Raw genomic sequence first — 15467 nt, 5'->3', positions numbered from 1 at the left:
TCATACCGGAGCTGCAACGCGGCGCACAATGCGCGCAACTGTCCAACTCGGTGTCGCACTCGCCGCGCTCACCCCGTTTCTGGCCCATGCCGAAGAGGCTGACAGCAGCGCGGACACGATCATCGTCACCGGCCTGAAAGACAATCAGACCGGCTCCGGCACCAAGACCGACACCCCGCTGATGGCGACCGCCCAGAGCATCACCATCATCGATAATGACGAACTGATCCGCCGCAACGCGCTGTCGATCAATCAGGCGCTGGGCTATGTCGCCGGCGTCTCCCCCAATCAGCGCGGCGCCATGGTCACGCGCTATGACCAACTAATCCTGCGCGGCTTTGCGCCCGGCGTCTTCCTGGATGGCATGCGGCTGATCGCCGGCCCCTATTCCACGCCGCAAATCGACTTCAACCGGGTCGACCATATCGACGTGGTGAAGGGACCAGCATCGGTCCTCTACGGCAATTCCACCCCCGGCGGGCTGGTCAACCTGACCAGCAAGATGCCCGAAGCGACCGCCTTCGGCCGGTTCGAAGCGCAAGTCGGCAATTATGACAGCCTGCGCTTCGTGGGCGACGTCAACCAGCCGCTCGACAGCGAAGGCCGGCTGCTCGCCCGCGTCGTGGGCGGGTGGCAGAAGGCGGACGGGCTGACCGACGGCACCGTGGCCGAGCGTTATCATGTCAGCCCGATGCTGACCTTCGCGCCCGATACCGCGACCAGCTTCACATTGGTCGCCGCCTATCAGCACGCGCCCAGCGGTGGCGGCTATTCCGGCGTGCCGGCCTTTGGCACGGTCTTGCCCAATGGCGGGCTGGGCACGCTCCCCCGCAACATCAACACCGGCGATCCGGGCTATGAGCGCTATGATCACAAGGCGAAGTCCATCGCCGCCTTCTTCCGCCATGATTTCAACGATCATCTGACGGTCCGGTCGAACTTCCGGTTCCAGAACAATAAGCTGTCCTATCGCCAGCTCTATGTTTCCGGCTTCCTGACGACCGGCACGGGCGCGTCCACCAACAGCGACTATTCCCAAATCTTCCGCGGCGGCGGCGGCGCGGACGAGGATTTCGACACGCTGACGCTGGACAACAGCCTGAACGCCAAATTCGCGACCGGGCCGATCCAGCACAATATCCTGCTCGGCCTCGATTATCAGCGCATCACCGGCGAAAATGTCCAGCAATTCAACAGCCGAATTACCCAGGGCATCCCCAATCTCAGCCTGTTCGCACCCAGCTATGGCGCGGGCCTGCCGACATTCGACCTGAAGGATCTGTCCGGGCTGGCCAGCGCAGCGCGCGCTTATACCAACAGCTATGGCAAACGCGACCAGACCGGCGTCTATTTCCAGGATCAGATGTCGATCGGCCGGCTGCAACTGATCGCCAGCGGTCGTCAGGACTGGTATGATCAAAATTCTCTGAACCTCAACCCGACCACCGCCGCCGCCCGCGCCGCGCCGGTTACGCGCTTCGATCAGTCCGCCTTCACCATGCGGCTGGGCGCGCTCTATGAATCCGCCTTCGGCCTGTCGCCCTATGTCAGCTACGCCGAATCCTTCGAACCGCAATCGGGCACCGTTTTCGTGTCGCCGACCGAAAATCGCGCCGCGACCCCGGTGACGGGGAATCAATATGAGGCTGGCCTGAAATATCAGCCGACCGGCACCAATGCGATCTTCACCCTGTCCGCCTATGAACTGCGCCGCCAGAATGTGCTGGTCGGCCACCCGGAGGCCGGCACAGGATCAATCCCGTCGACCGCCCAGATCCAGATCGGCGAAGTGCGCGTGCGCGGCGCGGAACTGGAAGGACGCGGCGAAATCACGCCCGGCTTCGACATCATCGCCGCCGCCAGCTACACCGACGCGATCATCACCCAAGGCGCGCGCGCCGTCGCGCCGACGGCCACCAACAGCGGCACGCCGACCACCACCGGCACGCGTCAGCTCGGCACGCCGAAATGGGCGGCGTCCACCTTCCTGTCCTATGATTTTGGCAAGGCGGAAAAGGCGACCGGCGCGCTCGCCGGCCTTAGTCTGGGCGCGGGCCTGCGCTATGTCGGCGGATCGGATGGCACCACGACCTATGCGATCATCAACAATGTCACCACCTTCCAGCGTTTCCACACCGACGGCTTCATTCTGGTCGATGCGCTGATCGGTTATGATCTGGCCAAAGTCGGGCTGGATCGCTGGAGCATCGCCGTCAACGCCGCCAATCTGTTCGACAAGACCCATATCTCGGCCTGTCCGTTCAACAATAGCTGCTATTATGGCGCGCCGCGCACGGTTATCGGATCGCTGCGCTTCGCCTGGTAACGCCGAAGGCGGGCCTCTTCTTGGTTCTGAAACATGACGGATGCGACATATCTTGATCGCGGCATGAAAAGAACCAGAAGAGGCCCGCCCCGGCATTGTGACAACTCGTCGCGATCCAAGTTGCCTGCCTCTGTATATTCAGGCATATCCGCCGCACATCTCCACAGCCGCCCTTGTTGCGCCTGACCGGATGATGACTTGGGGGAAGTTGGCGTTGCGGTACGCTTTGGCGGGATTTCATGGCGGGAAAGCCAAGGGGCGTTGGCGTGCCCTGACGGGCGGCGCGGCAGGCGTTGCATTGCTTGTTGGAGGGGCGACGCCCCTGTTCGCGCAGCCGGCGTCCGTGCTGGCGCCCCCAAATATGCGGCCATTTTCCGCGCCAACGGCAGACGATCCGCTGTTGCGTAACGCTGATGCCACCAGCGACCCCGCCCTGTTTCAGGGAGAGGTCGAAACCGCCGTCCAGACCAACATCGTCATCGACGAAGCCCAGGCCGGGGAGCGGGAGGCACGGGCCGCCCGCGTGCAGGCCCGGTCCGCCCTCTTCCCCACGATCGACCTGTCGATCGATGCGAATCGATCGCTGGCGCGTAATTTTTCCAACGATATCGGCAACATCATCGAACGGTCGCGCCCTGAAGGCCGCACCGACGCCACCGCATCAATGCGCCAGCGGCTGCTCGATTTCGGCTCTGCGTCGATCCGCATCAGCGCCGCCACGGCCCGATTGGAGGCCGCGCGCCTCACCACCCGCACCCAGGGCGAGGATGTGGCGCTGCGCACCATTGCCGCTTGGTACGCCATCTTTGCCCAGCGCCTGATGGAACAGGCCGCGATCGACTATGGCGCCCGGCAGGAAAAGGTGCGCGATCAGCTGGAGCGCCGCATCACACAGGGTTATTCGGCGCGCGGCGACATGCCGCGGGTCGAAAGCTCGATCGCCAACACCCAGTTGCGCCTTGCCCGCTTCCGCCGCGATCTCAATACAGCCGAAGCACAATATCGGACGCTGACCGGGCATGACGCCCCCGCGCAGATCGGCCGGGCACCCCTGCCCCGCGACCTGCCGACGGACGCCGCCGATCTCGAAGCGCTGCTGCTGCAATCGCCGATCGTGCGCAAGGCGGAGGCGGAAGCCCGCGCCGCGCGGCAGGACGCCCGCGCCGCCCGCGCCGAACGGCTGCCCAGCATCGCCGCGGGTATCGACGCCGGCCGCTATGGCGTGTTCGAAAATCCGGGCGACTATGACGTGCGCGGCCGCATCATCCTGCGTGCGCAGCTGGGCGCAGGCTTCAACGCCAAGGCCGATCAGGCGACCGCCCGCGCCGATGCAGCCGATGCCTATGCCACGCGCGTCCGGCAGGATGCGCTGCGCGACGCCCAGACCGCGCTCACCGATCTCAAGGCGTTGCAGGCGCAGGTGGACGCGGCCCATGCCGCCTATCTCGCCAGCCGCGACACGCGCGACGTCATCGCCGCCCGCTTCGCCTCGTCACAGGGGACGCTGTTCGACCTGCAAAGCGCAGAAGACAACTATTTCTACAGCGCGGCCAACTATGTGCAGTCGCTGTCGGACCGTGACGCCGCGCACTTCATCCTGCTGGCCAAGACCGGCCAGTTGCTGCCACACCTCGCCATTTCCATCGCCTCTTCGGACAGGATCGCCCGGCCATGAACGACCAGCCCTTGATCGCGGCCGCCAGGGAGCGTTTCGCCCCCTGGCTGATCGAGCCGATGCTGCGCAACCGCGCCATCTATGTGAAGGTCGCGATCGCCGCGACGATGATCAATCTCTTCGCGCTCATCTCCTCGCTCTTCACCATGACCGTCTATGACCGGGTCATTCCCAACGACGCCTCCTCCTCGCTGGTGGGGCTGACGATCGGGCTGGTGATCGTGCTCATTTTCGACTTCGTGCTGCGGTTGCTGCGCGTCTATTTCGTCGATGTGGCCGGCGCCAATATCGACCATGATGTCGGCGACACGCTGTTTGCGAAGCTGCTGGCGCTGCGGCTGGACAAGCGCAAGGGGTCGACCGGCACGTTGACTGGCCTGATGCGCGAGCTGGAAACGCTGCGCGATTTCTTCGCCTCGGCCACTCTGTCCGCCATTATCGACGTGCCCTTCATCCTCATCACCCTGTCGGTGATCGCCGCGCTGGGCGGCATATTGGTGCTGCCCCCGCTGCTGATGATCCCGGTGGTGGTGCTGGCCGGCATGCTGACCAATCCCGCGCTCGACCGGCTGTCGGCCAAGAGCCTGGGAGACGGCCTCGTCAAGCAATCGGTATTGATCGAAACGATCGGCAGCCTGGAAACGGTCAAGGCGATCGGCGCCGGTCCGATGCAGCGCGACCGCTGGCGCAAGGCGCTGGTCAAGCATTCGCACAGTTCGCTGGGCCAGCGGCTGACTGCGTCGATCGCCGTCACCGTCGCCAACAGCGCCAACACCATCGCCTATTGCGGCATCATCATCCTGGGCGTGGGCCTGCTGCGCGATCATGTCATCACCACCGGCGCGCTGCTGGCCTGCTCCATATTGTGCGGCCGGGCGATCGCCCCGCTGGCGCAGATCGCGACGCTGCTCTCGCGCCTCTCGGCGACCCGCATCGCCTATCGCCAGATCAACACGCTGATGGAAACCCCGGACGAAGGGCCGGCCGGCGAAGGCCTGATGCCCACGAAGATCGACGGGCGTGTCGAAATGCGCAATGTCGCCTTCCGCTATCCCGGCGCGCCGGAAAATGCGCTGAACGGCATCAACCTGTCGATTGCACCGGGCGAGCGCGTCGGCTTCCTCGGCCGGGTCGGCTCCGGCAAGTCGACCATCGCCCGTCTGGTCCTGGGCCTGTATGAACCGCAGGAGGGCGTCGTGCTGATCGACGGCGCGGACGTGCGCCAATATCAGCCGCATCAGATCCGCAGCTTCATCGGCGCCGCCATGCAGGACAATGTGCTGATGGCGGGATCGGTGCGCGACAATATCTGCCTTGCCCGCGATGCCGGCGATCAGGATGAAATGCTGCGCGCGGCCGAAATCAGCGGCACGCATCGCTTCATGGGACAAATCGTTAATGGCTATGACATGCGCCTCGCTGATCGTGGCGAGGGTCTGTCGGGCGGGCAGCGGCAGTCCATTTCCATCGCCCGCGCGCTGGTCGGCAATCCCCAGATCCTGTTGTTCGATGAACCCAGCAGCGCGATGGACGCGCAGACCGAAGCGGACCTGATCAATCGGTTGCAGCCCGAAGTGGCGGGGCGCACCGTGCTGCTGATCACCCATCGCACATCGCTGTTGCGCCTGGTCGATCGCGTCATCGTACTGGATCAGGGCAAGATCGTCGCGGATGGCCCGCGCGATGCGATACTTCAGCGCCTTTCGGGAGGAAAAGCGGCATGACCCGCGGCGTCGAAACCACGGCCGATGGCCATATCCGGCCGACCGTGCCGGCCAATATCTTCCTCTGGGGCATCCTCGCCTTCGTGGCGATCTTCCTGCTCTGGGCAGGGCTGACCCAGATCGACCGCACCGTCCGCGCAACCGGCAAGGTCATTCCCAGTTCGCAATTGCAGGTCATTTCAAACCTGGAAGGCGGCGTCGTGGAGGCGATCCTGGTCCGCACCGGCCAGGATGTGAAACAGGGCACGCCGCTGGTGCGCCTCAACCCCACGCAAAGCGGATCGGAATTGGCGAGCAGCCGCACCACCAGCGATGCGCTCTCGCTCAAGATCGCCCGGCTGGAGGCGGAGATCATCGGCCGCGCGCCGCGCTTCCCCGCCCCGCGCGACGCGGTGATGGCCACCCAGATCGAGGTCGAACGCAGCCTCTACAATGCCCGGATGGCCGAACTGAACAGCATCAACGGCGTTGGCTCCGCCCGCGTGGCGCAGGCACAGCGCATGATCGCGGAAAGCCGGGCGACGCAGGATTCGCGCAACGCCTCGCGCGATACGGCCAAGGCCGACCTGCAACTGATCCGGCCGCTGGTGAATGAAGGGATCGAACCACGCCGCGCCCTGTTGCAGGCGGAAAATAGCGTTGCCGTCTCCACCAGCGAAGCGGTGGGTGCAGCAGCAGCCGTGTCCCGCGCCCAGTCCAGCCTGGCCGAAGCGCAATCGACCGCGATGCAGCAGAAACGCGACTGGATCGCCCGCGCGGCCGACGAACTGGCGATCGCGCGCGGCGAAATGGCGACCCGTCAGGCCGCCCTACCTGCCTATGAAGACAAGTTTCGTCGCACCATCGTACGCGCGCCAGTGGACGGCCGGGTCAATCGCGTGTTCGTGACCACCGTGGGCGGCAGCGCCCGGCCGGGCGACCCGCTGCTGGAAATGGTGCCGGGCCGCGACAGCCTGCTGATCGAGGCGGCGGTGATGGCCAAGGACATCGCCTCGGTCCGACTGGGGCAGAAGGCGAAGGTCAATATCAGCGCCTATGACAGCGCGGTTTACGGGTCGATGCAGGGCGAAGTCGTCGCCATCTCGCCCGACGCGGTGGTCAATGAACGCACCGGGGAAAGCCACTATCTGGTCCGGGTCCGCACCTCCAGCGACGCCATTACCGACGGCAACGGCCATCGCCTGCGCATCGGCCCCGGCATGGGCGCAGACGTCAACCTGCTGGGCGACAAGCGGACGGTCCTGACCTATTTGCTGACGCCGCTGACCCGCCTGAAGGAAACTGCCTTCCGCGAATGAAGATCGGGCGGGGCGATGGCCGCTGTCATCGCCCCGCCCATATCATCCTGTCGTCATCACACCTGCCCAGCGGCGCGATACGACATGGTCAGCCGATGATGAAATTGCCCGCGTTCAGCGCGGGATTGCCCAGCAATATGGCGAACTGGATCGCTGCGACCGCGCCATTGCCGTCGGCGTCGAACAACAGGGCGCCGGTCTCGCTGTCATAGATGATCCGGTCCGATCCATCCCGCGCGCTCCGGTCGGCGCGAAAGGCTTCCGCCGGCAACGCCCCGATCAGCAAGCCGGTGAAGATGGCGGCGTCCAGCACCATTGCATCGCCTTCCAGCGCATGAAAATCGTGGACCCTATCGACATTGTCCGGGCCAATCGGCGCCGCAAACAGGAATCGATCCGCGCCCAGCCCGCCATTCATCCGATCATGGCCGGGTCCGCCATCCAGCACATCCTGCCCGGCCTGTCCCACCAGATAATCGTCACCGCCCATGCCGCGCAGAACATTGTCGCCGCGACTGCCGCTCAGCGTCTGGTTCAGGCCGTTGCCGCTAATGTCACGATCAAGCGCGCCGGGCAGCACCAGCGTCTCCACCGCTGCATCGGCAGGCAGGACATAGCTGATCGACAGCACCACCGCATCGTTGACGCCCTCGTCGCCATTCTCGACAATCCTGTCGCCGACATGATCGACATAGTAAATATCATTGCCCCCACCCCCGCTCATCAGGTCGCCGCCGGTTCCGCCGTCCAGAATATCCGCGCCATCGCCGCCCCGCAGCGCATCCACGCCGCGCTCGCCATACAGAAGATCGTCGCCGCCATCGCCATATAGTGCATCAGCGCCGTCGCCACCGACCAGCTTGTCCAGCCCTCCGCCGCCATACAGGCTGTCATCGCCGCCCAGACCCGACAGCAGATTCTTGCCATCCGTGCCTGTCAGCCTGTTCGCCGCCGCATTGCCCTGCGCACTCGCCGCGCCATCCAGCAGGGTCAGACTTTCCACATCGATGCCGGTCAGGCTGTAGGAAACGGATGCGAAGATCCGGTCATTGCCGCCCTGCCCCGGCGTTTCGATCACGACATCGCCGACATTGTCGACATAATAGCTGTCATCGCCAGCGCCGCCTTCCATCACGTCCGCGCCGCCCTGCCCGTTGATGCGATCATCGCCGTCACCGCCGATCAACTAGTCGTCGCCATTGCCGCCGTGCAGCCGGTCCCTGCCCCCGCCGCCCTCCACGACATCGTCTCCGTCCAGCCCCTGCAACAGATTGTCAGCCGCATTGCCGCGCAGCAGATTGTCCAGCGCATTACCCTGTCCGGTTGCCGCCGCGCCAGGCAGGATCAGATTTTCGACGCCGCCTTGGGGCAAAGCATAGGATAGGCGGGCAACGACCTGATCCAGCCCTTCGCCGTCCGCCTCCACCACTTGATCGCCATAATCATCGACGCGATAAATATCATTGCCAGCCCCGCCCGCCATCCGGTCGGCATGCTCATTACCGTCCAGCAGATCGTCGCCGTCTCCGCCGTACAGGCTGTCCAGCCCCAGTCCGCCCTGCACATTGTCATCGCCGCCCAGGCCCAGAATCTCATCGTCACCCGCCGTGCCGGTCAGGCTGTCGGGTCCGTCGGTGCCGACAATCGACGCGTCGGCCCTGATCAGATCCTGCACGCGCGTCAGGGTGAAGGCGCCATCCGGATCGTCCGGCTTGCGGATGATGATCCTGGCGGCAGAGGGGCGAAGCAGCATGGCGTCATTCTCCAGCAGGGGGCGGTTCGCCGGCTATGGAGACGCTGGCGCCGGCGCGCCCTTCATGATCGAGATGAACACAGGGCCGCCCAACCAAATTGGACGGCCCTGCGCTGATTCTGGTGATCGAACGATGATCAGGTGACGACGAATTCGCTCGCCGTCAGCGCCAGGCCGGTTGACAGGGTGGCGAACTGGATCGCCGCCGTTGCGCCGGTGCCATCCGCATCGAACAGCAGCGCGCCGGTGGCGCTGTTATAGATGATGCGATCGGTCGAGTCATTCGCGGCAGACCCAATGAAGAACGCGCCGGAAGACAAGGTGCCGGTCGCCAGTCCAGTAAATATAGCATTTTCCAGCGATATGGTGTCGTCGGCCACCGTATAGTCCGTGATCGTGTCGATATTGCCGCCCCCCAGGGCGGAATCGAACACGAACCTGTCCTGACCAAGTGCACCCGTCATGCTATCGGCGCCCAGACCGCCGTTCAGCATATCATCGCCGCTGCCGCCGTTCATGCTGTCGTTGCCGTCCAGTCCCAGCAGCACATTGTTGCCGATGTTGCCGGTCAGCGTGTTGGCCCGACCATTGCCCGTCCCGTTGATGTTCGCCGATCCGGTCAGGGTCAGCGTTTCCACGATCCGGCCGGACAGGGTGTAGGACACGGACGAAAAGATGCGATCCGTGCCGCCGCCATCGGCTTCGACAACATTGTCACCGACATTGTCGACATAGTAAATGTCGTCACCGGTGCCGCCTGTCAGCACATCCGCACCGGCGCCACCATCCAGCGTGTTGTTGCCGCTATTGCCGGTCAATGTGTCGTTAAAGCCCGAGCCGATCAGCTTTTCGATGTTGATCAGCGTGTCGGTGCCTGCGCCGATGGTGTTCTGCGCCCCGGCAATGGCCAGGCTGACCGTGACCGCAGCGGTAGCATCGACATAGGTGGCGCCATCGGTGTGCGCGCCGCCATCCATGATGTCATTGCCAGCACCACCGTTCAACGTGTCGGCGCCAAGCCCGCCGTTAAGCGTGTCATTGCCGTCAAGACCAGACAGGATATTGCTGCCATCATTGCCGTTGATCGTATTGGCGCGGTTGTTGCCGATGCCATCCAGCGCCGCCGCGCCCAGCAGGGTCAGCGTTTCCACGATCCGTCCGGTAAGGGCGTAGGATACCGACGAGAAGATCGTGTCGGTACCTGCGCCATCCAGTTCCACCACATTGTCACCGGCATCATCGACATAATAGATGTCGTTGCCGGTACCGCCAGCCAGCACATCCGCACCTTCGCCGCCATTCAGCGTGTTGGCGCCGCTGTTGCCGGTCAGCGTATCATTATAACTGGAGCCGGTCAGATTTTCGATGCTGATCAGCGTATCGGAACCCGACCCTCCGGTTGCCTGCGCACCCGCGATCGCGAGACTGACCGTCACCGCGCCGAGCGCGCCGGCATAAGTTGCGGTGTCCGTGTCCGCGCCGCCGTTCAGCGTGTCATTGTCCCCGCCGCCGTTGAGCAGATCATTGCCGTCGCCGCCCAGCAGCGTGTCGGCGCCGCCATGGCTTTGCAGCACGTCATTGCCGCCATTGCCGGTGAAGATATTGGCCGCGCCGGTTCCGATCATCGTATCCGCGCCGCCATTGCCGACGACATTCTCGACGCTCGACAGGGTAATGGCTCCACTACCGAAAGGCGTGTAGCTGAATTCCCCATCATCCAGATTGGTGATGGAAGTCGTTACCGAGGTTGCCGAGAAGTCGAACGTGTCCGATCCCGCGCCACCGGCGAAAATTTCACCATAGCTGCCGATCCAGCCATCTTCGATGATGAAGGTGTCGTTGCCGGCCTCGCCATAGACCAGGTCCTTGCCACCGCCGCCATTGAACACATCATTGCCGGCGCCACCGACCAGCAGGTCGTCGCCATCGCCGCCATTGACGACGTCATTGCCGGAACCTGCATAGACTTGGTCATTGCCGGCATTGCCGTTGATGACATTGACCGCCGTGCTGCCGGTGATCACGTCATTCTGCTGCGTGCCGTCAATATTCTCGACCGAGGTGATGCTCCATGTCCCGCCATATTCGGGTTCATAGCGCCATGTCCCGGCCGCCAGGTCGATGATCGCGCCCCATGTGGCGGTGATGCCGCTCAGGTCAAGCCGGTCAGTGCCCGAACCACCGTCGATGGTGTCGCCCCATTCGACATTGGACAGAGACAGATATTCGCGGTTGATGAAGACGTCATCGCCGGCTTCGCCATAGAGCGTATCCGATTCCCAGCCGCCATAGATGGTGTCATTGCCCGAACCGCCATAGATGACGTCCACGCTGTCCGCGCCGTCGATAATGTCATTGCCGGCGCCGCCATTCAGCGTATCGCTGCCATAGTCGCCGAAGATATAGTCATTGCCATCATCGCCATTGACCGTGTCGGCGCCATCCCCGGCATAGATGGCGTCGCCACCAGCGCCGCCGCTCAGCACATTGGCGAGATAATTGCCCGAAATAATGTCATTGCCCGATCCGCCGATGGCGTTTTCGATCATTGACGCGCTGTTGCCGCCATAGAGCAACGCATTGAAGATGTTGCCCCGCGCAAAGACATCACTGCCATTATTGCCAAGATAGGCCAGTTGCGCCTGGCTGAACACCGAATAGCCGCCAGGATTGAGATCGAGCGACAGGTTGGTGGTATAGTTGGACAGGTCATAGGTATCGACGCCGCCGCCGTCCCAGATCGTCGCGAAAATGCGATTGCCGCCCGGATCAATCGCCAGCGATCCGTTGATATAGGTCTCGCCGGTCGTGGGACTCCATGTGTAGACCGTGTCGCCCGACTGAACGCTGTAGTCTGCGCCATACATCGCCTGCAACGCCGCGATGTCCAGCATCATATAGGTCTGCGGGGCGCCAAATTGCTCATAGCTGTAGCCAGACAGCGGGGCGCCGACATAGCTGCGATAGGTCATGACCGAAAATTCGACCGAATCATAGGCTGTCGGCAGCGCGCCAAAGCCGCCGGTTTCCTGCCCATGCTTCAACCCAAGCGAATGGCCCAGTTCATGCAGCATGGTGTGCCAGGCATAGTTGCCCGCAACCGGATTCTTCAGCGTATAGATAGTACTGTCATAATAGTTGCCGAAGAAAGTGTCGCCGCCATAGGCGTTGGCGTTGGGGTAATAAGCATAGGCGGTCGTCGGATCGCTCGAATTGGCAGCGCGAATGGTTGCTGCGCTGCTGCCGGCACCGGCATAATCGATGCCCAGATTGGTAAAACCTTCGACCGAGAACCCATAAGCAGCGGAAAGCTGGGTATAGGTGAAGTCGTTGAGCGCGGTGTGCATCGCCAGCGTCTGCTGCGCCGTGAATTGCGAAAAGCCTTCATTCTGCGCGCTGAAGCCATCGCCATCGGCGTCGGAATTATAGCCCGCCTGATAGTCGGCCGGCGAATCCGTGTCGGCGTAGGTGATTAAGCTGTTGGCCCATTTGATGCCGCTTAATATGCCGTCGATACGCTGATCGCCCGTCGCCCCCTGCGCGACGGTGGTGGACCCGCTGCCATTTTCCTGCGGCGCGTCGAGATCGCCAGCCGAACCTGTCGTCGGCGGCGTCATGACATCCTGTGGATAGAGCAGCAGCGTCGCGCTGCGCAACTGATCGACGCGGGTGGCGTCGAATATGCTGGCTCCTACATCCAGCGGAGCCCCGAAGGCCGAGACAGTGCCGGATTCAGATGCCGTTTTGGATTTAAGTGGACCATTGCCGTCAACCTTGAACATAGAACCTCCCAGAAATTGAGGAAGACACGTTCTTTGTGTCGATATGGCGACCACTTATTTGGTGCAGAGTAATGGCAGTATTTTGTGCAGGTGCCAAGAATTAGATTTTCTGAAAAATCAGCGATATAGCAACAAATTCAATTGTGACAAAACTTGTCATTCGCGGTTTATTTTCGAATCGTAAAACAGGAATATTTTACCGCTAAGCAATAAATCCCACACTGTCACAAAAACAAACAGACTGTTAAACAAGCATCAACTAAATGAATCTGGACAATTATTGCTCCACTTTCACCGGCAAAGTTCGTGACCGATCCTCTCGCACGCGCGAAAGAGCCATGATCGCATGCCCGAATGACGCCGCCACGGAAATTGTTACACCATAGTCACGAAAATGACTTGACCGCGTCAACCAACCCACATGGCCGTGCAACATCCCCCGGATAGGTGCGCCCCCGACCTCAGGTCCGAAATAGGGGGACTATCCGATCATGCGTATCACTACCGCTCTGCTGCTGGCGTCGACCGCCATCATTTCCGTTCCCGCCTTCGCGCAAGACGTCGCGCCTGCCGCTGATGCCGCCGCCGACGCATCAGGCGCGGAAATCATCGTCTTCGGCCGCGGCGAAACCCGCCAGGTGCAGGAAATCACCAATCGCGACATCATCACGCTGACGCCCGGCACCAACGCGCTCAAAGCCATTGAAAAGCTGCCCAGCGTCAATTTCCAGTCGGCCGACCCGTTCGGCAATTATGAATGGTCGCAGCGCGTCACCATCCGCAGCTTCAACCAGAATCAGCTTGGCTTCACCTTCGACGGCATCCCGCTGGGCGACATGAGCTATGGCAACCATAATGGCCTGCACATCACCCGCGCGATCAGCAGCGAGAATATCGGCAGCGTGCGCGTGTCGCAGGGTGCTGGCTCGCTAGGCACGCAGGCGACCGGCAATCTGGGCGGCACGGTAGAAACCTTCTCCGCCGATCCGGCCGATTATCTTAGCGGCGGTTGGCTCGCCGGACAGGGCAACCTGACCTATGGCAGCGATGAAACATGGCGCGCCTTCGGCCGCATCGCGCTGGGCACGCGCGACGGCATTCGCGGCTATGTCTCTTATGGTTACGGATCGACCGACAAGTGGAAAGGCCAGGGCACGCAGGACCAGCATATGGGTAATGCCAAGGTCGTGATCCCCGTTGGTGAGGCGAAGATCGACGGCTGGCTGAGCTATTCGGACCGCCGCGAACAGGATTATCAGGACATGTCGATGGGCATGATCCGTCGCCTCGGCTGGAACTGGGACAACACCTACCCCGATTATGCCCGCGCGATCGATTATGCCGACCGGCTGAACGACGCCGACCGGATCAGCAACAGCGGCGGATCGCCCTTCCCCGACGGCCTATACGATTATAGCGGCGCGCCGGTCGCCGGCGGTCAGGTCTATCCCGGCAACGTCACCAGCGCCGACGACGCCTATTATGACGCGGCCGGCCTGCGCAAGGACTGGCTGGGCGCGATCGGTTTCACCACGCCGATCGGCGAGCAGGCGAATTTCCAGATCAAGGGCTATTATCACAATAACAGCGGCATGGGCCTGTGGGCCACGCCCTATACCCCCAGCCCCAATGGCGTGGCCATGTCGATCCGCACGACCGAATATGACATGGACCGGATCGGCGTGTTCGGCAGCGTCGACTATACGCTGGGCATCCAGCAGCTGAGCGTCGGCGCATGGTATGAGAATAACAAGTTCAATCAGGCCCGCCGCTTCTACGCCTTCGCCAGCCGCACCTCGCCGGGCCTGAGCTTCCGCGACTATCCGACCGATCCCTTCTACACCCAATGGGCGTTCGATTTCACCACCAACACCTTCCAATATCATGTGCAGGACAAGATTGACCTGGGCATGGTGACGATCAATCTGGGCTGGAAGGGCTTCCAGGTCACGAACAAGGCGGAAGCGGTGGTGCAGGCCACCTTCCCCGAAGGCAAGATCAAGGCGCAGGACTGGTTCCAGCCCCATGCCGGCTTCGCCGTGGAGCTGACGCCGGAAGCCGAAATCTTCGGCGGCTTCACGCAGGTCACGCGCGCCTTCGCCAGCGCCACCACCACCGGCCCCTTCTCCACCAATCAGGCCGGCTTCGATGCGATCAAGGATGATCTGAAGCCCGAAACGTCGGACACGTTCGAACTGGGCCTGCGCTACAACACGTCGCGCTTCAACGGCACGCTGGGCGCTTATCTGGTGAACTTCCGCAACCGCCTTCTGGCGGTGCAGGTGGGCAGCCCGATCCAGGGCCTGGCCTCCGCGCTCCAGAATGTCGGCGGCGTACGCGCCGTGGGCATCGAAGCGGCCGGCGACCTGAAGCTGGGCGGCGGTTTCGGCGTATATGCCAGCTACAGCTACACCGACGCGACCTATCGCGACGATGTGCTCAACAGCTCGGACGGCACGCTGGTCGCCGCGATCAAGGACAAGACCGTGGTCGACAGCCCCAAACATATGGCGCGCGGCGAGTTCAACTATGACAATGGCCCGATCTTTGGCCGGATCGGCGTCAATTATATGTCGCGCCGCTTCTACAGCTATACCAACGACGCCTCGGTCCCCGGCCGGGTCATCGTGGATGCCTCGATCGGCTATCGCCTGACCGACAAGATCGAGGTGCAGCTCAACGCCACCAACCTGTTCGACAAGAAATATGTCGGCACCATCGGGTCGGGCGGCTTTGGCAACAGCGGCGACGCGCAGACCCTGCTGGTCGGCGCGCCGCAGCAATTCTTCGCCACATTGAAGGCGGGGTTCTAACATCAACAACAGCCGTTCGTTTCGAGCGAAGTCGAGAAACGGGATGCAAAGTCCTATCTGCTTCTCGACACGCTCGAAGCGAACGGTGGTGGAGAC

At 62.6% G+C, this 15467-nt stretch carries 8 protein-coding genes; 5 read left to right on the top strand and 3 right to left on the bottom strand.

The features are described 5' to 3' along the window. Positions 1-28: 28 nt before the first annotated feature. The 4 genes from ACFOKF_RS04205 (at position 29) to ACFOKF_RS04190 (ending at position 7023) form a co-directional block, all read left to right on the top strand. On the top strand, positions 29-2326 hold the full coding sequence (locus ACFOKF_RS04205) for a TonB-dependent siderophore receptor (RefSeq protein WP_380793407.1): 2298 nt from the start codon (positions 29-31) through the stop codon (positions 2324-2326). 400 nt (positions 2327-2726) lie between these two features. Next, a complete protein-coding gene (locus ACFOKF_RS04200; protein ID WP_380793405.1) occupies positions 2727-4001 on the top strand; it encodes a TolC family protein in 1275 nt (424 codons plus the stop codon). After that, a complete protein-coding gene (locus ACFOKF_RS04195) occupies positions 3998-5725 on the top strand; it encodes an ATP-binding cassette domain-containing protein (protein WP_380793403.1) in 1728 nt (575 codons plus the stop codon). The genes ACFOKF_RS04200 and ACFOKF_RS04195 overlap by 4 nt, the downstream gene beginning before the upstream one ends. Next, positions 5722-7023: an HlyD family type I secretion periplasmic adaptor subunit gene (locus ACFOKF_RS04190; RefSeq protein ID WP_380793401.1), complete on the top strand. Its 1302-nt coding sequence runs from the start codon at positions 5722-5724 to the stop codon at positions 7021-7023. Before ACFOKF_RS04195 ends, ACFOKF_RS04190 begins: the two co-directional genes overlap by 4 nt. An 88-nt stretch (positions 7024-7111) precedes the next feature. On the opposite strand, the gene ACFOKF_RS04185 is transcribed toward ACFOKF_RS04190, so the two are convergent. From ACFOKF_RS04185 to ACFOKF_RS04175, 3 genes are all read right to left on the bottom strand, one after another. Continuing rightward, positions 7112-8209, bottom strand: coding sequence for a calcium-binding protein (locus ACFOKF_RS04185; RefSeq protein WP_380793399.1), 1098 nt, complete (start codon positions 8207-8209; stop codon positions 7112-7114). After that, complete coding sequence (locus tag ACFOKF_RS04180) at positions 8210-8776, bottom strand: calcium-binding protein (protein WP_380793397.1); 567 nt, start codon at positions 8774-8776, stop codon at positions 8210-8212. Positions 8777-8913: 137 nt separating this feature from the next. Continuing rightward, positions 8914-12558 (bottom strand): M10 family metallopeptidase C-terminal domain-containing protein, encoded by a 3645-nt coding sequence (locus ACFOKF_RS04175; protein WP_380793395.1) that lies wholly within the window; start codon positions 12556-12558, stop codon positions 8914-8916. Between the two features lie 491 nt (positions 12559-13049). On the opposite strand from ACFOKF_RS04175, the gene ACFOKF_RS04170 reads away from it, so the two are divergent. Continuing rightward, complete coding sequence (locus ACFOKF_RS04170; RefSeq protein WP_380793393.1) at positions 13050-15371, top strand: TonB-dependent receptor; 2322 nt, start codon at positions 13050-13052, stop codon at positions 15369-15371. The last annotated feature ends 96 nt before the right edge of the window (positions 15372-15467 follow it).

The organism is Sphingobium rhizovicinum, assembly GCF_042647625.1.
Taxonomy (GTDB): domain Bacteria; phylum Pseudomonadota; class Alphaproteobacteria; order Sphingomonadales; family Sphingomonadaceae; genus Sphingobium; species Sphingobium rhizovicinum.
Note: the sequence above shows the minus strand (reverse complement) of the source record. Positions and strands in the feature narration are given on the sequence as shown.